Here is a 17,225-nt window from a genome sequence, read left to right as displayed (position 1 = left end):
GTGCCCCCGTCGTCGTCCTTGAGCACAGACTTATGAGTACTACTTGCGTAGTAGGGCCCTCCACCAATGGGGTGCCTTCGCGGCCGCCGTACGGGCCCTTTGGAGCAACTCGTTCTGCGGCTCGGCGGGGCGGTAGACGGTCAGCGCCCCCGGCCACTTGTCGATGAGCAGCCGCTCCGCGGGGTCGGCGGCCACCTCTCCATCGTAGGCACGGCTGTCCACGCCGTGGAGGCCCGACAGGCGCAACTGGCGCATGCGCCGCGTCGTATAGACATGCGACCGGCCGAGCGTGCCGGTGAGCGCCGCGATCAGCAGCCGGGTGCGGGCCAGCCGCTCCTCGCCGTCGATCGCCCGCACATCGAGCAGTCCGTCGTCGAGCTGCTGACGGTAGGTGGGCGCGAAACCCTCGGGGGAGTAGACGCCGTTGCCGGCGAACAGCATCCACAGCCGCCGCGGCCGCCCGTTGACCTCGACCTCCATGGGGCTCGCGGTGCGCAGCACCCGGGCGAGCGCGACGGCGGCCGCGGGCCACTTGCCGAGCCGGCCCTGCAAGCTCTCCCGGATCCGCACCAGCTCCGGATAGAACCCGAGGCTGAAAGTGTTGACGAAGTGGCTGGTCTCGCCGCCTCCGGCGAGCGGCGTGGCGCGGCCGAGGTCCACGGCCACCGCGTCGCCCTCGGTCACGGCGTGCGCGGTGTCCTCGAAGGCCGGGACGCCGAGGTCCAGCGCGAAGTGGTCGAGGGTGCCGCCGGGGAACACGGCGAGCGGCAGCCCGCGTTCGGCCGCGATCGTGGCGGCCGCGTTGACGCTGCCGTCCCCGCCGCAGATGCCCAGCGCCCCGGCCCGCTCGGCGGCGCGCTGGGCGGACTGCCGGAGCAGGCTCATGAAGTCGTCGTCGGGCCCGCACTCCACGATGTCCGCGGCGGGCAGCAGCACCCGCAGCTGCTCGGCGACCGTGAATCCGCCGGTGGGGGACCCCATACCGGCGCGCTGGTTGACCATGACGACCAGACCGTCGCCCTTGGGCAGGGCGGGCGCCGAGATCCGGGGCCGGGCCTGCGCCGGGACCTCGGGGCGCGGCGGCCAGTAGCGGCAGGTCAGCGCGGCGGCCCCGGCGCCGAGGGCGATACCGGCCAGCACATCGCTGGGGTAGTGGACGCCCACGTAGACGCGGGAGGCGGCGACGGCGGCGGCGAGCGGGGCGACCAGCAGGCCGTACCGCGAGGACTCCAGCGCGACCCCGGTGGCGAAGGCGGCGGCGGAGGCCGAGTGCCCGGAGGGGAAGGAGCTGGTCCACGGCTGCCGGCGGAGTCGGCGCACCAGGGGCACCGCGTCCATGACCGGACGCTTGCGTTCCACGGTCCACTTGACCACGACGTTCGACAGGAGCGAGGCGGCGGCGAGCGAGCCCACGCCGCGCAGCGCGGCCCGCCGCGCGGTGCGACCGCCGACCGTGGCGAGCACCCCGGCCGTGCCGAACCACAGCCGGCCGTGGTCGGCGGCCCGGCTGAGCCGGGGCAGCAGTGGATGGGCACCGCGGAGCCGGCTGTCCGCGACCCGCGCGAACAGCCGGCGGTCGAAGTCACTGATGCGTCTCATGCGTGATGGGTATCCCGGATCGGCGGTCGGCACGCGTGATCCGTCGGCGGCCGGGACCCGACCGGTCCCCGGCCGGGGACCGGGGACACGGTTCGGGACGCGTTCAGGACGTGGTACGGGACGCGGATCAGGACGCGGGGAGCCCCCAGCGCGGCGCCGGCTCGCTCGCCTCGACCGGGCGGACCGTCAGGTCCGGGCGGTCGCCGCGGGCGGTGATGATGGCCTCCTCGCCCCTGGAGAGCGCGATCCGGATCGTGCCCGCGCCCACGGTCTCGTACGGCAGCCGCCGCCCCCGCGCGTCCCGCACCTCGATGGGCCCGTCCAGGGAGTGCCGTACGACACAGGGCGCGCCCGCCTCGCTGCGCAGCCGCACCCAGCGGGTCCGGCCGCCCTCGCGGGAGGCGCTCAGCAGGAAGGCGCCCTGGGTGCGGAAGTCGTGGACCATCAGCTCGTCCCAGGCGGCGGGCAGCGCGGGGAAGATCCGGATCACCCCGCCCCAGCTCTGGCACACCATGTCGTGCAGCGACTGCGCGGCGGACAGCGGCGTCTCGATGACCGGTCCTGACTCCTTGTACATGGTGTTCGGCTGGATGAAGCGGCGCATCAGCTCACCCAGGTACTTCAGCGCGTCCTCACCACGCCCCATCTGCGCCGACATCGAGGCGGCGCCGGTGAAGGTGTAGCCCTGGAGAGCGCCCTCGAAGCCGACCCAGTGGTTGAGGGAGGTCTCGATCAGCTCGCGCTTGGCCGGGTCCTCCCAGGTGACCTCGTACAGCGGATAGACCGCGAGCATATGGGAGTAGTGGCGGTGGGACTTGGCGAACGGCACCCCCGCGCCGATCATGAAGCCGTTCTCGTCGACGGGGTACGGGGTGAGCTTGGTCAGCACCTCCCGCCAGCGCGGCGCGGAGGGGTCCTTGACGCCGAGGATCCGGGCCGAGTCCAGGAGGGTGGCGCAGCCCCAGCGCAGCAGCATCAGGTCGTAGTTGCAGTCGGGGGCGTTGACGCCGTACTCCGGCGAGAAGGTGGCGGGCAGATGCAGCTTGCCGTCGCTGCCGGGGGTGAGGAAGTGGAGGTAGTAGGCGACGGCCTTGCGCAGCAGCGGATGGACCACATCGCGCAGCACCGACTCGTCCATGGTGTGGCGGTACGTCAGCCACACGTTGTGCAGCGCCCAGGTGAGGTTGCCGACCTCCGGGGTGGGCGGGTCCTGGCCGGGGATGCCGACCGCGTAACCGCCGTTCGCGGCGGCGCCGCCGTTGACCAGATGGATGTCGGTGGTGCGGGGGATGCCCGCCGAGTCCTTGCGGTACGGGGCGTCGAGCTGGTTGGAGAGGTTGTCGCGGAATTCGCCGAGCGCCCGTGTCACCGCGTCGAGTTCGAGGTGGTTGGAGCCGTGGATCAGCCAGTACTCCAGCTGCACATTGAGGTTCCACCAGGTGGCGGGCCACGGGGTGGACTCCAGCCAGGGCCCCGAGGTGGCCATCACGGGGGCGTCGGCGCGCGCGGCCGCCGCCACCTTGTACAGCTGGATCCAGTAGAAGCGCTGGAGCCGGGCGTCGGGGAGGGAGAGGAAGCTCTTCCGGTAGTAGGCGTGCCACCAGGCGCGATGGGTGGGCGCGAGGGCGTCGTAGGGGAGCGCCGAGGCGGACCCGATGTCCTTCAGCGCGCGGTCGCGCGCGGTGCGCCTGGGGTGGGAGTGGGCCACGGTGACGTACAGCGTCCGCCGTCCGGCGCGGGTCCGCTCCCGCCAGGCCGTCACATGCTGTCCGCCGGCCAGCAGCGGCTGCACGGCGGCCCGCACGCCGTGGTGGTCCTCGACGACGGCCGGGGGGTTGCCGGTGTAGCCGTCGGGCACCGGTTTGAAGTCGACGCGCGGGCTGATGGCCTCGGCGGGGTGGAACACCCAGCGGAACGCGGCCTCACCGGCGCTCGGGGTCACCTCGATGGCCATGACGGAGCGTGAGTTGTGCACCAGCGCGCGGAGGGTGAGCGTGCCCTTGTCGGTGGTGATGGTCCCGGTCAGCTCGGCGTCGCGCAGCCGCAGCCGCCAGTCGACGGCGGTGATCGCACCGACCGGTTCCAGGGTGAAGTACCCGATGGGCAGCCGCGCGAGCCCGAAGAGGGAGCCGAACTCCGGCCGGTGGTCCTGGACCTCGCTGTGCTGCACATTGAAGCGCACCGCGTTGGCGCCGCCCGGCTCGGCGTAGATGCCCGAGCCGAGCCGGGCGTTCCCGAGGAAGGGGCCCTCGTACCAGGTCTGCGGCATCTTCTGCCACACCATGTCGGCGTCGGCGAGGACCGTTTCCCAGGGGTCCCCCGCGGGGCGGGCGGCCGCGGCGGGGGTCTGCGGCTCGGTGGCGTACGCGGTGGCCGGACCGGCGAGTCCGGCGGCGGCGCCCGCGGCCATGGCGGTGCCGACGACGGTCCTTCTGGTGGGTGCGGATGACATGACGCTCCAGGGGTGTGAACCGGGGTGCGGGTGTTCTTCGGTGGGGCGGCGGGGCGCGGCGGCGGTCACGTACATGCCTGAGGTTCCTCGATCTGAACCCCTCGGGCATGATGCAGCCCCCATGGCGGAACCGGAACCCCTCGGGCGTCATAAACATCGGATGGACGACGGGGATGGCAGCCGGAAATGGCGCCCACGTGAGCGTGGGTGCGGCAAGACCTCGGATCTCCTGGCCCGAAGGCGGGCGGGTTACGCGCTCGCTTCCCGTCCCCTGACGATCAGCCCGACGCCATGCCGGAAGCGGTGCTCGAAGTCGCCGAAGTGTTCGATGACCGCGGCCAGGGACGGGAAGCGCTCGGCGGTGGCCGCCCGCAGCAGCGGCTCCATACCGCCGGCGCCCCGGGCGGCCTGCTCCTCCTGGGTCAGGCCGAGCGTGAAGTACACCAGCGACCAGGTCCGCCAGCCCGCCTCGGCGGGGCCGTGGCCACCGTCGAGGAACGCGCCGGTCAGGGCGTCCGCGAAGCGCAGGGTGTGCTCCTCGGCGGCATACGTCCCGGCCACGACCCGGGCGCCGTCGCAGCGGGCCAGCAGCGCGGCGCGGTAGCGGTGGGCGAGCGTCCGCGCCCGCTCGTCCCAGGGCTCCGGTAGCGGCGCGTCGGCGCATCCCTCGAGCATCGCGTCGGCCATCAGCTCCAGCAGCCGTGGCTTGCTGGAGGCGTGCCAGTAGACGGTGTTGAGCTGCACGCCCAGCCGCTCGGCGACCTTGCGCATCGTGAGCTTGTCCAGCCCCGCCTCATCGAGCAGTTCCAGCGCCGCCGTCACCACGGCCGTGCGGTCCAGGCCCATGCCGTCGCTCTCCCCTCGCTTGCGTCTTGATCCGGGATCAAGTCTACTGGGGCCAGATCATTGATCCTGGATCAAGAGCTTTTGGGGCCGGGATCGGAACCGAACGAGGGAGATGGTGTGGTGAACGACGTCGTCGTGGTGGGGGCCGGACCCGTGGGGCTGCTGCTCGCCGCCGAACTGCGGCTGGTGGGCGTGGACGTCACCGTGATCGAGCGCGCGGCCGCCCGCAGTCCGCATTCCAAGGCGCTGACCCTGCATCCGCGCAGCCTGGAGGTGCTGGCGATGCGCGGTCTCGCCGAGCCGTTCGTCCGCGAGGGCGTGCCCGTGCCCACCGGGCACTACGGCGGGCTGCCGGTCCGGCTGGACTTCTCCGTACTGGACACCCGCTTCCCGTACACGCTGGTCCTGCCGCAGCTGCGCACCGAGCAGCTGCTGGAGGAGCGGCTGCTGGCGCTGGGCGGGGAGATCCGCAGGCGGCACCGGGCGCTGGAGGTGCGCCAGGACGCGGACGGCGCCGAGGTGGACGTGGCGGGCCCCGACGGGACGTACACCCTGCGCACGGCGTGGGTGGTGGGCTGCGACGGGGCCGGGAGCGCCGTACGGACCTCCGCCGGGATCGACTTCCCCGGCACCGGGACCACGACCACCGGCCTCCTCGGCGATGTGGTGCTCGACGCGCCGCCGTCGGCCCCCTCGGTCGACAACGAGTACGGGGGCTTCCTGATCGTCCCGCTGGCCGACGGACACCACCGCATCGCGGGCTCCACCAGGGAGTCCGCCACCATCCCCGCCGACCGGCCGCTCACCTTCGAGGAGCTGCGCGGCCATGTGCGCCGGGTCGCGGGCACGGACTTCGGGATGCGGGCACCCCGCTGGCTGTCCCGGTTCGGCAACGCCGCCCGGCAGGCCGCCCGCTACCGCGACGGCCGCGTGCTGCTCGCCGGGGACGCGGCGCATATGCACATGCCCATGGGCGGCCAGGGCCTGAACGTGGGGCTCCAGGACGCCTTCAACCTCGGGTGGAAGCTGGCCGCGGTGTGCCAGGGCCGCGCGCCCGACGGGCTGCTGGACACCTACCACGCCGAGCGCCACCCCGTGGGGGCCGCGCTGCTGGAGAACACCCAGGCCCAGACCGTGCTCGGCGCCACCCACACGCCCGACGCACAGGCCCTGCGCTCGGTGTTCGGCCGGCTCCTGGCCACCCATCCGGCGGTGAACCGGCAGTTCGCCGGGGAGCTCTCCGCGCTGGACCTGGCCTACCCGGCGGACGGGGCGGCCGACCGGCTCACCGGCACCCGGGCGCCCGACCTCGGGCTGGACGGCGCGCCCGAGCCCAGTCTGTATCCGCTCCTGGCCGACGGGCGCTTCGTGCTGCTCGACCTCGGCCCGGAGGGCGATGCGGGACGCGAACGGGGCGACGCCCTCGCCACCGCCGGGGCGATCGCCGGGAGCCCGGACCGGATACGGGCCGTGAGCGCGCGCCCGACCACCACCCATGACGGCTGGGCGGGGCGGCGCACGGTCCTGGTGCGCCCCGACGGCCATGTCGCCTGGGATGCCGCGCTGTCCACCAGGTGAGACGAGTTCGGTGGATCTCGTACGTACCAGCTCACCACGGATGGTTCCGCGCGGCCACCGGGCGTGGAACGCGGTCCCGGCGGCGGCTTGTTGTCCACTCCCTGAGAATCGGCGCGCGGAGCGTTCAGGCGCTGGTTAATCTGACGACAGATCCGGTTCAGCCGACACGAGGGAGTGTGCGGTGACCCCCGAACAAACGCAGAGCGACGACGCGCGCGCCGATAACAGCGGGCGGTTCGTGCAGGCCGCCGAGGTGGGCAGTCTGGAGGTATGGGCGCGTTCCGCGCCGATCCGACTAGCCGGTTACGAGGACGACCTCGCCGAGCCGCACATCCTCCAGAGCGTGGACTGATGGCCCGGCGCACGCGCTGAGAGCGAGGGAGGGCACCGGTCCTCCGGCCGCCGCCGCTGGCAACAAGCGGACATCCCGGCCCTCGACCGGTCGCCTCCCCCGCCCGACGGATCACCCTTCCGGCTCAGCTACCAACTGGTAGTTAAGTCCTCCGCCCCCGTGATGCGGGACCGGGCTGGTGCGCTCCGCGAGGTACATGGCAGGATGCGTCGCACGGCGTCGTCCGCCTTAACCAACCGTGAGGGTGTGCGAGCCCGGGAGCAGCCGTGAGGGGGCGCAGATGGCAGCGGGTGGAGACAGGTCACCGGACGCGGCCGGCAGCCCGCTGGCGGACCGGCTCAACTACCTGTTCACCACCATGCACCCGCCGGGCGCGCCGTACACCAACGCGTACGTCGCCGAGGAGATCAGCGGCGGCGGGGAGTACGGCGGGGTGAGCCTGACCGAGCAGTATCTGTCGATGCTGCGCAACGGCAGGCGCACCAACCCCAGCCCGGATGTGCTGCGGGCGCTCGCCAAGTTCTTCGCCGTGCCCGTCGGTTATCTGCTGGGCGATCTGTCGCCTTCGCAGGCGGAGCGGGTCGAGGAGGAGGTACGGTTCCTCGTCGCCATGCGCGACAAGCGGGTCCGCAGCATCGCGCTGCGCTCCGTGGGCCTCCCGCCAGAGGTCCAGGACAGTCTCACCACGATCATCTCCCAGTTCCGGCAGCAGATGAACCTTCCGCCCGAGCCGCCCGGTACGAACGGCGCCGGGGAGGCGGACGGTTCGGGCGGTCCGGACGGCGGGGCGACGAATGGCAGCCGCTGACCCGGAACTGTTCTCCTCCTGGCGGCGGACCGGAAACGAGGGTGGTACAGGCATGCGAGTGGGCCGGATACGGCGGCGGTGCAAGCAGCTCATCAAGGAGCTCGGGCTGCCCGCCTCGACCGACCTGCCCGGTCTCTGCGACCTCGTGGCCCGCCGGGTCGGACGCCCGGTCCACCTGGTGCCGATGAGCCTGGGCGGTGTGGTCTCGGGCATGACCGCCTCCACCGACGAGGACTACTGGATCTTCTACGAGCTCAGGACGTCCCCCTGGCACCAGATCCATATCGTGCTGCACGAGATCGGCCATCTGCTGCTCGGACACGAGCAGGACCCGGCCGTCACCGAGGACGCGCTGCGGATGTGGACGCCGTCGGTCGATGTGACCACCGCGATGCGCCGGCTGGGGATGACCCCGGACTTCGCCCGCCACCACGCTTACGACAACCTCACCGAGCGCGAGACCGAGGTGCTGGGCACCCTTCTGATGGAGCGTGTGGTGCCGACCTCGCCCGACCACGGGCTGCCGCTCGATGGCCGGGCGGCCGAACTCGCCGCGGCACTGGGCCCGGCGCTGCGCCATGTGCGCACCGACGGGGCCGATCGTACCGATGGCGTGCGCGGGGAACCGGGCGGTGACACCGGTGTTTGACCTCGTCTATCTGTGCTTCGGCGCCGCCGCCTGGGCGATGGCCGGTTACAAGGCCCGGGCCTGGTTCCGCGACCGCGCCAACGCCGATCTCGGCCTGGCGTGTGTGATGACCGCGGCCGTGGCGAATGTGTTCCTGCTCTCCGCGCCCAGCGTCTACCGCTGGTTCGACGGGCTGGTGGGCGTCGCCAATCTGGCCATGGTCCTCCTCTACTCCTCGGTCGTGGTGTTCGCCACCGGCGCCCTGGTGCTGCTGCTGCGCTGGACGGGCTCCGCGGTGCCGCCCCGCGCGGTGGTCGCCGCCGTGGCCGTGGTGTGGACCGTCGCCGTCGTCGGCTTCGCGGTGGGCCGTCCGGACGCCGTGGAGCACCCCCGCGACTTCAGCACCGCCTACGCCGACGCCCCCGGAGTGGTCCTCTTCCTGGTGCTGTATCTGGCCATTTTCGGAGCCGGTCTGGCGGGGCTCGGCATGCTGTGCCCGCGCTATGCCGCCAGCCTGGGCGGCACATGGCTGGCCAGGGGGCTGCGGGTGCTGTCCGCCGGATGCTGGCTGGGACTGGCGTACTGCGCCTGCAAGCTGATCGGTTTCGTCTTCTCCTGGGCGGGCCACGAGCTGTACTGGCTCTCCAACGGAGTGGCCCCGCTGACCGCCTCGGTCGCCGCGCTCCTGGTGCTGGCCGGTTTCGCCATCCCCGCGGTGGGCCCGCGGGCCTCCGCGTGGCGCCGCTTCCGGAGGTTGCGGCCGCTGTGGCGGGAGGTCACCGAGCGGGCCCCCGAGGTGTCCATGGGGCAGCCCCGCTGGACCGGCTGGTGGCCGTTCGCGGACCTGGAGTGGCGGGCCAACCGTCAGATGGCGGAGATCCGGGACGTCCAGCGCGGCGTACGGCGTCATGTGGAGGCCCGCGCGCTGGAGATTGCGCATGTCAAGGGCAGCGCGGCGCGACTCGACGATTGGCAACTTGCTGCCGTAGTGGAAGCGGCGGCCCTCAGACGCGGTTTGCTGAATCAAGCAGACGGACATGTGCCGGAGTCCGCGGCGGACAGCGTGGTGGTGACGACAGGGGCCGAACTGGTGGACGAGCACGAGCATCTGGCCCGCGTCGCCGACGTCTACCACCTGCCGCTGGTCGACGAGGTGCTCGCGGAACTGAGAGAGGAGACCGCCGCCCAGCGGCGGTGAACGGGGGGATCACAGACGAGGTGGCCCTGGACGGGGGTCGGGGCCGCCCGTGGCACAGGCGGCGCCGGGGGGATTCAGCCCCGGCGCCGCCTCCCGGCCACCACTATTCACCACCGGCGTGCACAGCGCCTGGACGGGCTGGAATGGCCCACCCGTCCAGGCACCGTGGACGCCACGGCCTAGAGTCGGGATCCATGCAGAACACCGCGAACGCCGCCGGAACGGACGGCCCGGAGCTCGTTGACACCGCCCCGCTGGTCGAGGACCTCTACCCGGCCCTGGCCGAGCTGCGCGAGGCCGGTCCGGTCCACCGGATCGCCGGCACCGACGGGCGCCCCGCCTGGCTGGTGACCCGCTACGAGGATGTGCGGCGGCTGTTCGCCGATCCGCGCCTCGCCCTGGACAAGCGCCACGCCGCGCCGGGCAACTTCAGCGGCTTCTCGCTGCCGCCCGCCCTCGACGCCAATCTGCTCAACATGGACCCGCCGGACCACACCCGGGTGCGCCGGCTGGTGGTCAAGGCGTTCACCCCCGGCCGCGTGGAGAAGCTGCGCGAACCGGTCCGGCGGGTCGCCGAGGAACTGCTCGACGCCATCGAGCCCGACGGCCGAGCGGACCTCCTGGCCGCCTACGCCGGGCAGTTGCCCATCATCGTCATCTGCGATCTGCTCGGCGTCCCGCAGCGCGACCGGCGCGACTTCCGGGCCTGGAGCGACGCCCTGATCACCCCCGATCCGGCGCGGCCGCGGGCGGCGAAGGAAGCGGTCGGCAGCATGCTGCGCTTCTACACCGAGCTGATCGCCAAGAAGCGCGCCGAGCCCGCCGACGATCTGCTCTCGGATCTGATCCGGGTCCGTGACGACGAGGCCGGGGACGGCGGCGGTGACGGCAGCGGCGACGGCAGGCTCAGCGAGGACGAACTGACCTCGCTCGCCTTCCTCATCCTCCTCGCGGGCTACGAGAACACCGTCCACCTCATCGCCAATTCGGTGCTCACCCTGCTCGACCACCCCGCGGCCCTCCAGGAGCTGCGCGAGGATCCGAGCGGTATCGCCGCCGCCTTCGACGAGCTGGCGCGGTACGAGGGCCCGGCGTCGCTGGGGATCCGCCGCTTCCCGCTGGAGGACATCGAGATCGGCGGCGTGACCATCCCCGCCGGGGAGACCGTGCTGCTGTCGATGGCCTCGGCCCACCGGGACCCGGCACACTTCAAGGATCCGGACGAGTTCAATCCACATCTTGGCCGGTCCGGTCACCTTGCGCTCGGCCATGGCATCCACTACTGCCTCGGCGCGCCGCTGGCCCGAATGGAGATGGAAACCGCTCTGGCCGCGCTGCTTCGCCGATTCCCGGGGCTGCGGCTGGACGTCCCGAGGGAGCGGCTCGGATGGCGGCCGACGATCCGCGCGCGTGGCCTGATCTCGCTGCCTGTCGCATGGTGATCCGGAGAAGCGAACAGGTTTTTGATGCATAACCCCCCGCCGATGCGGTAAAAAGGTCTTCGAGCCCGCCCGGTGTGCATCCCCCGTCGCACCGGGCGGGCCTCTGTGCGTCCGGTGCGCCGGCAACGGATCGGGCATACGGCCGGTGCCTGGCGGTGGGCCCGTCCGCCCCACCCGCTCCGGCGGTGGTCGGCCGTTACCCCTGAAATCCCTAGTGCTCACCCCTGAGATCACTAGAGAGTAAGCTCACAGCCCCAACCACTGCTCCGGCTTTAGGGGACCCCATTAGCCTCCTCCTATGACGGTCCTGCCCGACGGGCTTCCCCTAGCCGACGATTTCCCTGAAGTGACGCGAGACCAATGGCGCCACCTCGTCGAAGGCGTGCTGCGTAAAACCGGCACTTCGGACGCCGTGGGTGCCGAGGCCGAACAGGCCCTCGCGACCGCGCTCGAGGACGGAATCACCGTCCACCCCCTCTACACCGCCGACGACGCCCCCGGGGACGCCGGATTCCCCGGCTTCGCGCCCTTCGTGCGCGGCGGCCGGGCCGAGGGCTCCGCCGTGTCCGGCTGGGACGTACGCCAGCGCCACGCCCACCCCGATCCGGCCCGCACCAACCAGGCGATCCTCGCCGACCTGGAGAACGGCGCCGGTTCGGTCTGGCTCGCGGTCGGCGCGGCCGGGGTGCCCGTGGACGCCCTGCCGGAGGCGCTGAAGGGGGTCTATCTCGACCTCGCCACCGTCGCCCTCGACGCGGGCGCCGACTTCGAGGACGCCGCCCGCGCCCTGCTGCGGCTCTACGCCGGCCGCGAGGTGCCGCCCGGCGCCGCGCTCGGCAACCTCGGCGCGGACCCGCTGGGCCTCGTGGCCCGTACCGGACGCGACGAGGGCCTGGCCGGACAGCTGGCCGCCGCCGCCGACCTCGCGCTGACCTGCGACCGCGACCACCCCCGGGTGCGGACCTTCGCCGTGGACGCGCTGCCCTACCACGAGGCGGGCGCCGGGGCCGCCCAGGAGCTCGGCTGCTCCCTCGCCGCCGCCGTGGCGTATCTGCGCACCCTCACCGGGGAGGGGCTGAGCGTCGAAGCCGCCTGTGCGCAGCTGGAGTTCCGCTACGCGGCCACCGCCGACCAGTTCCTCACCATCGCCAAGCTCCGGGCTGCTCGGCGCCTGTGGGCGCGGGTGGCGCAGGCGTGCGGCGCGCCCTCCGAGGCGCGCGCCCAGCGCCAGCACGCGGTGACCTCGCCGGTGATGATGACCCGGCGCGACCCCTGGGTGAACATGCTGCGCACCACCGTGGCCACCCTCGCCGCGGGCGTCGGCGGCGCGGACGCGGTCACCGTGCTGCCCTTCGACAGCGCCATCGGCCTCCCCGACGACTTCGCCCGGCGCATCGCCCGCAACACCTCCACGATCCTGCTGGAGGAGTCGCATCTGGCCCGGGTGATCGACCCGGCCGGCGGCTCCTGGTACGTCGAGAAGCTCACCGACGACGTCGCCCGCGCCGCCTGGGCCTGGTTCCAGGAGATCGAGCGCGCCGGGGGCATGGCCGCCGCCCTCGCCTCCGGGCTGGTCCGCGACCGGCTCGCCGAGACCTGGGCCCGCCGCGGCCGGGCCCTCGCCCGCCGCAAGGAGCCGATCACCGGCGTCAGCGAGTTCCCGAACCTCGCCGAGCGGCCCGTCGAGCGCGAGCCCGCGCCCGAGCAGCCCGGCGGCGGACTGCCGAGGGTGCGCCGCGACGAGGCGTACGAGGCGCTGCGCACCCGCTCCGACGCCCATCTGGCGGCCGAGGGCGGCCGCCCCAGGATCTTCCTGGCCGCGCTGGGCCCCGCCGCCGCGCACACCGCCCGCGCCTCCTTCACCGCCAACCTCTTCCAGGCGGGCGGGATCGAGGCGGTCCACGAACCGGTCACGGTGACCGCGGAGACGGTCGCCGAGGCGTTCACCGCCAGCGGCGCCCGGGTGGCCTGCCTGTGCTCCAGCGACAAGCTGTACGCGGAGGAGGCGGCCGCCGTGGCCGAGCGACTGAAGGCGGCCGGGGCGACCCGGGTCTACCTGGCCGGACGGCCGGGGGCACAACAGGACGAGTACGAGCGGGCCGGAGTGGACGGATACGTCTTCGCGGGCTGCGACGCGGTCGAGGTGCTCACCTCGGCTCTGGACACCATGGGGGTGGCGTGATGACCGGCTCTCCGGTGGAGCCCGGGAAGATCCCGGACTTCTCGGCGGTCGATCTGGACGGACCGGCCGAAGGCCCGGTGCCCAGCTCCGGTGACTGGGCCGCCGCGTTCCAGAACGGCGTGGGCAAGGGCGTGGAGGACCTGGTGTGGGACACCCCCGAGGGCATCGGGGTCAAACCGCTCTACACCGCCGAGGACCTCGAGGGCGTCGACTTCCTGGGCACCTATCCCGGCGCCGCGCCCTATCTGCGCGGCCCGTACCCGACGATGTACGTCAACCAGCCCTGGACCATCCGGCAGTACGCGGGCTTCTCCACCGCCGAGGAGTCCAACGCCTTCTACCGCCGCAACCTCGCGGCCGGTCAGAAGGGCCTGTCGGTCGCCTTCGACCTGCCCACCCACCGGGGCTACGACAGCGACCACCCCCGGGTCACCGGCGACGTCGGCATGGCGGGCGTGGCCATCGACTCCATCTACGACATGCGGCAGCTCTTCGACGGCATCCCGCTGGACCGGATGAGCGTGTCGATGACGATGAACGGCGCGGTGCTGCCCGTGCTCGCGCTCTACATCGTGGCCGCCGAGGAACAGGGCGTACCGCCCGAGAAGCTGGCCGGGACCATTCAGAACGACATCCTCAAGGAGTTCATGGTCCGCAACACCTACATCTATCCGCCGCAGCCGTCGATGCGGATCATCTCCGACATCTTCGCCTTCACCTCGCAGCGGATGCCGCGCTACAACTCCATCTCCATCTCCGGCTACCACATCCAGGAGGCCGGGGCGACGGCCGATCTGGAGCTGGCGTACACCCTCGCGGACGGTGTGGAGTACCTGCGGGCCGGTCTGGACGCCGGGATGGACGTGGACGCCTTCGCGCCCCGGCTGTCGTTCTTCTGGGCCATCGGCATGAACTTCTTCATGGAGGTCGCCAAGCTGCGGGCGGCGCGGCTGCTGTGGGCCAAGCTGGTCAAGCAGTTCGACCCGAAGAACCCCAAGTCGCTCAGCCTGCGCACCCATTCGCAGACCTCCGGCTGGTCGCTGACCGCCCAGGACGTCTACAACAACGTGGCGCGCACCTGTGTGGAGGCCATGGCCGCCACCCAGGGCCACACCCAGTCGCTGCACACCAACGCGCTGGACGAGGCGCTCGCGCTGCCCACCGACTTCTCCGCGCGCATCGCCCGCAACACCCAGATCCTGCTCCAGCAGGAGTCGGGCACCACCCGGGTCATCGACCCCTGGGGCGGCAGCGCGTACGTCGAGAAGCTGACGTACGACCTGGCGCGGCGGGCCTGGCAGCACATCGAGGAGGTCGAGGCGGCCGGCGGCATGGCCAAGGCCATCGACGCGGGCATCCCCAAGCTGCGCGTCGAGGAGGCCGCGGCCCGCACCCAGGCGCGGATCGACTCCGGGCGCCAGCCGGTGATCGGCGTCAACAAGTACCGGGTGGACAGCGATGAGCAGATCGAGGTCCTCAAGGTCGACAACTCCTCGGTGCGCGCCCAGCAGATCGAGAAGCTGCGGCGGCTGCGGGCCGAGCGCGACGAGGCGGTCTGCCAGGACGCGCTGCGCGCCCTGACCGCGGCCGCCGAGTCCGGTCCCGGCGCCGGTCTGGAGGGCAATCTGCTGGCGCTGGCCGTGGACGCCGCCCGCGCCAAGGCCACCGTGGGCGAGATCTCCGACGCGCTCGAGAAGGTCTATGGGCGCCACTCGGGCCAGATCCGTACGATCTCCGGTGTGTACCGAGACGAGGCCGGACCGTCGTCCGGCGTGAGCCGCACCCGCACGCTGGTCGAGGCGTTCGAGCGCGAGGAGGGCCGCCGCCCCCGCATCCTGGTCGCCAAGATGGGCCAGGACGGGCATGACCGCGGCCAGAAGGTGATCGCCACCGCCTTCGCCGACCTGGGCTTCGACGTCGACGTCGGCCCGCTGTTCCAGACCCCCGAGGAGGTCGCGCGGCAGGCGGTGGAGGCCGATGTGCACATCGTCGGCGTGTCGTCGCTCGCGGCCGGCCACCTCACGCTGGTGCCCGCGCTGCGCGAGCAGCTGGCCGAGGCGGGGCGCGAGGACATCACCATCGTGGTCGGGGGTGTCATCCCGCCGCAGGACGTCCAGACCCTGCACGAGGCCGGCGCCGCCGCCGTCTTCCTGCCGGGCACGGTCATCCCCGACGCCGCCCACGACCTGGTGCGGAAGCTGGCAGCCGACCTCGGCCACGAGCTGTAATGCCACGGACGATCGACATCGAGGAGTATGCCAAGGGCGTGCTCGACGGCAAGCGCGCGTACATCGCGCGCGCGATCACGCTCGTCGAGTCCACCCGCCCGGACCACCACGACCTCGCCCAGCGGCTGCTGGTCGAGCTGCTCCCGCACACCGGCGGGGCCCGGCGGGTCGGCATCAGCGGGGTACCCGGTGTCGGCAAGTCCACCTTCATCGACGCCCTGGGCACCATGCTCACCGGGGTCGGCCACAAGGTCGCGGTCCTGGCTGTCGACCCCTCGTCGACCCGCACCGGCGGCTCCATCCTGGGCGACAAGACCCGGATGGAGCGGCTGGCGGTGGACCCCAGCGCCTTCGTACGGCCCTCGCCCAGCGCCGGGACGCTGGGCGGGGTCGCCCGCGCCACCCGCGAGTCCATGGTCGTCATGGAGGCCGCGGGCTATGACGTGGTGCTGGTGGAGACCGTGGGCGTGGGCCAGTCCGAGACCGCGGTGGCCAATATGGTCGACTCCTTCCTGCTGCTCTCCCTGGCCCGCACCGGCGATCAGCTCCAGGGCATCAAGAAGGGCGTCCTGGAGCTGGCCGACGTGGTCACCATCAACAAGGCCGACGGGCCGCACGCACGGGACGCGAAGTCGGCGGCCCGCGAACTGGCGGGCGCGCTGCGCCTGTTGCAGCCGCCGGACGCGCCCTGGAACCCGCCGGTGCTCACCTGTAGCGCCCGCGAGTCCACCGGGCTCGATGTGGTGTGGGAGCGCCTGGAGCAGCACCGCCGGGTGCTGGAGGCCACGGGCGCGCTGCGGACCAAGCGGCGCGACCAGCAGGTGGACTGGACCTGGTCGATGGTGCGCGACCAGCTGCTCGCGCGGCTGCACGCCCACCCCGAGGTGCGACGGCTCGGGCCCGAGCTGGAGCAGCGGGTCCGCGAGGGCACGCTGACGGCCACGCTGGCGGCGGACCGGCTGCTGGAGGCGTTCCAGGCCCCGGCCGACGGTGGAGGGGCCCAGGCCCCGGCCGACGGTGGGACGCCCCAGGCCCCGGCCCACGGTGGATGAGGCGCCGCTGGGGGACGCGGCGCGGGTCGGGCCGTTCTTCGCGCTGCGCACCGGCAGCGGCGATCCGGGTGCGGAGGGGTACGCGCGGATCGGCGAGGCGTACCGGCTGACCGGCACGGGCGGCGCCGGGCCGCTGTTGCGCGCCCGTGTCGAGGCGGTCGCCGCGAGCCTGCGCACCGACGAACCGAGGGTCGCCGCCTCACTCGTCTTCCAGGGGCTCGCCGCCCGGGTGTGGTCCCTCGCGCTCGGCCCGGCGGCCCTCTCCGGCGGGGTGCCCCACCTCCGGCCCGACCGGCTGTGGTGGAACCCCGGGCGGGTCGCCCCCGACGACCTGTGGTGGCCCGGCGCGCCGTCCGTGATGGGCGAACCACGAGGACTCGCCGGTCCGGTGGGCACCGCGGCATGTGTCCATCTGGTGCCGCTGCACCAGGCCATCGAGCGGGCGTACCGGGTCTCGGGGCGGCTGCTGTGGGGCAACGCGGCCTCGGCGCTGGTCGGTTCGCTGCGGGTGCTGCACGACTGGTGCCGGGCGCACGGCCGCACCGAGGCGGCGGACCGGGCCGTAGAGCTGGCACGCGCCCAGCTCGACCACCCGCCGCTGCGCGACGCCGGAACCCTCAGCACCGCGCCGCTCGGCTACCGGCGCCGCACCTGCTGTCTCTACTACCGGGTGCCGGGCGGCGGGTTGTGCGGCGACTGCGTCCTGCGCGAGGCGCCGGGGCGGGGGAATGGGCGCGGGACACCGGGGTGGGGCGGACGGCTCTCCTGAGGCGGCCGGTCTCCCGGTGGGGACGTCTTTCGGTGAGGATGTCTCCCAGTGGGGACGTCTCCCGGTGGAGACGCTCTTCCGATGGGTCGAT

At 72.7% G+C, this 17,225-nt stretch carries 13 protein-coding genes; 10 read left to right on the top strand and 3 right to left on the bottom strand.

Features of this window, described 5'->3' with window-relative positions; all coding sequences use genetic code 11:
- Positions 1-39 precede the first annotated feature (39 nt).
- The 3 genes from ABD329_RS33510 to ABD329_RS33500 all read right to left on the bottom strand — a co-directional run bounded on the left by ABD329_RS33510 (position 40) and on the right by ABD329_RS33500 (position 4,897).
- Entirely contained in the window at positions 40-1,599 is a 1,560-nt protein-coding gene (locus tag ABD329_RS33510; protein ID WP_198277631.1) for a bifunctional phosphatase PAP2/diacylglycerol kinase family protein, read from the bottom strand.
- A gap of 127 nt (positions 1,600-1,726) precedes the next feature.
- On the bottom strand, positions 1,727-4,051 hold the full coding sequence (locus ABD329_RS33505; protein WP_198277641.1) for a glycosyl hydrolase family 95 catalytic domain-containing protein: 2,325 nt from the start codon (positions 4,049-4,051) through the stop codon (positions 1,727-1,729).
- A 249-nt stretch (positions 4,052-4,300) separates the two neighbouring features.
- Entirely contained in the window at positions 4,301-4,897 is a 597-nt protein-coding gene (locus tag ABD329_RS33500; protein WP_198277632.1) for a TetR/AcrR family transcriptional regulator C-terminal domain-containing protein, read from the bottom strand.
- Between the two features lie 120 nt (positions 4,898-5,017).
- Between ABD329_RS33500 and ABD329_RS33495 the strand changes: the two genes are divergently transcribed.
- The 10 genes from ABD329_RS33495 to ABD329_RS33450 all read left to right on the top strand — a co-directional run bounded on the left by ABD329_RS33495 (position 5,018) and on the right by ABD329_RS33450 (position 17,134).
- Positions 5,018-6,475 (top strand): FAD-dependent monooxygenase, encoded by a 1,458-nt coding sequence (locus ABD329_RS33495; RefSeq protein WP_198277633.1) that lies wholly within the window; start codon positions 5,018-5,020, stop codon positions 6,473-6,475.
- Between the two features lie 181 nt (positions 6,476-6,656).
- Complete coding sequence (locus ABD329_RS33490; RefSeq protein WP_020866352.1) at positions 6,657-6,827, top strand: hypothetical protein; 171 nt, start codon at positions 6,657-6,659, stop codon at positions 6,825-6,827.
- Between the two features lie 280 nt (positions 6,828-7,107).
- Positions 7,108-7,635: a helix-turn-helix domain-containing protein gene (locus tag ABD329_RS33485; RefSeq protein WP_198277634.1), complete on the top strand. Its 528-nt coding sequence runs from the start codon at positions 7,108-7,110 to the stop codon at positions 7,633-7,635.
- Complete coding sequence (locus ABD329_RS33480; protein WP_198277635.1) at positions 7,622-8,284, top strand: ImmA/IrrE family metallo-endopeptidase; 663 nt, start codon at positions 7,622-7,624, stop codon at positions 8,282-8,284. Before ABD329_RS33485 ends, ABD329_RS33480 begins: the two co-directional genes overlap by 14 nt.
- Complete coding sequence (locus tag ABD329_RS33475) at positions 8,277-9,461, top strand: MAB_1171c family putative transporter (protein ID WP_198277642.1); 1,185 nt, start codon at positions 8,277-8,279, stop codon at positions 9,459-9,461. Before ABD329_RS33480 ends, ABD329_RS33475 begins: the two co-directional genes overlap by 8 nt.
- Positions 9,462-9,655: 194 nt before the next feature.
- Positions 9,656-10,903, top strand: a complete 1,248-nt coding sequence (locus ABD329_RS33470) for a cytochrome P450 family protein (RefSeq protein ID WP_198277636.1) — start codon at positions 9,656-9,658, stop codon at positions 10,901-10,903.
- Positions 10,904-11,201: 298 nt separating this feature from the next.
- The gene (gene mutA, locus ABD329_RS33465) at positions 11,202-13,085 is read left to right on the top strand and encodes a methylmalonyl-CoA mutase small subunit (RefSeq protein WP_198277637.1); all 1,884 of its coding nucleotides are present in this window, start codon (positions 11,202-11,204) and stop codon (positions 13,083-13,085) included.
- The gene (scpA, locus tag ABD329_RS33460; RefSeq protein ID WP_198277638.1) at positions 13,085-15,313 is read left to right on the top strand and encodes a methylmalonyl-CoA mutase; all 2,229 of its coding nucleotides are present in this window, start codon (positions 13,085-13,087) and stop codon (positions 15,311-15,313) included. Before mutA ends, scpA begins: the two co-directional genes overlap by 1 nt.
- Positions 15,313-16,365, top strand: a complete 1,053-nt coding sequence (gene meaB / locus ABD329_RS33455; RefSeq protein ID WP_198277639.1) for a methylmalonyl Co-A mutase-associated GTPase MeaB — start codon at positions 15,313-15,315, stop codon at positions 16,363-16,365. Before scpA ends, meaB begins: the two co-directional genes overlap by 1 nt.
- A complete protein-coding gene (locus ABD329_RS33450) occupies positions 16,358-17,134 on the top strand; it encodes a (2Fe-2S)-binding protein (RefSeq protein ID WP_344317353.1) in 777 nt (258 codons plus the stop codon). Before meaB ends, ABD329_RS33450 begins: the two co-directional genes overlap by 8 nt.
- The last annotated feature ends 91 nt before the right edge of the window (positions 17,135-17,225 follow it).

The organism is Streptomyces javensis, assembly GCF_039525925.1.
Taxonomy (GTDB): domain Bacteria; phylum Actinomycetota; class Actinomycetes; order Streptomycetales; family Streptomycetaceae; genus Streptomyces; species Streptomyces asiaticus.
The sequence above is the reverse complement of the archived record's forward strand: the minus strand, read 5'-3'. Positions and strand labels throughout refer to the sequence as shown.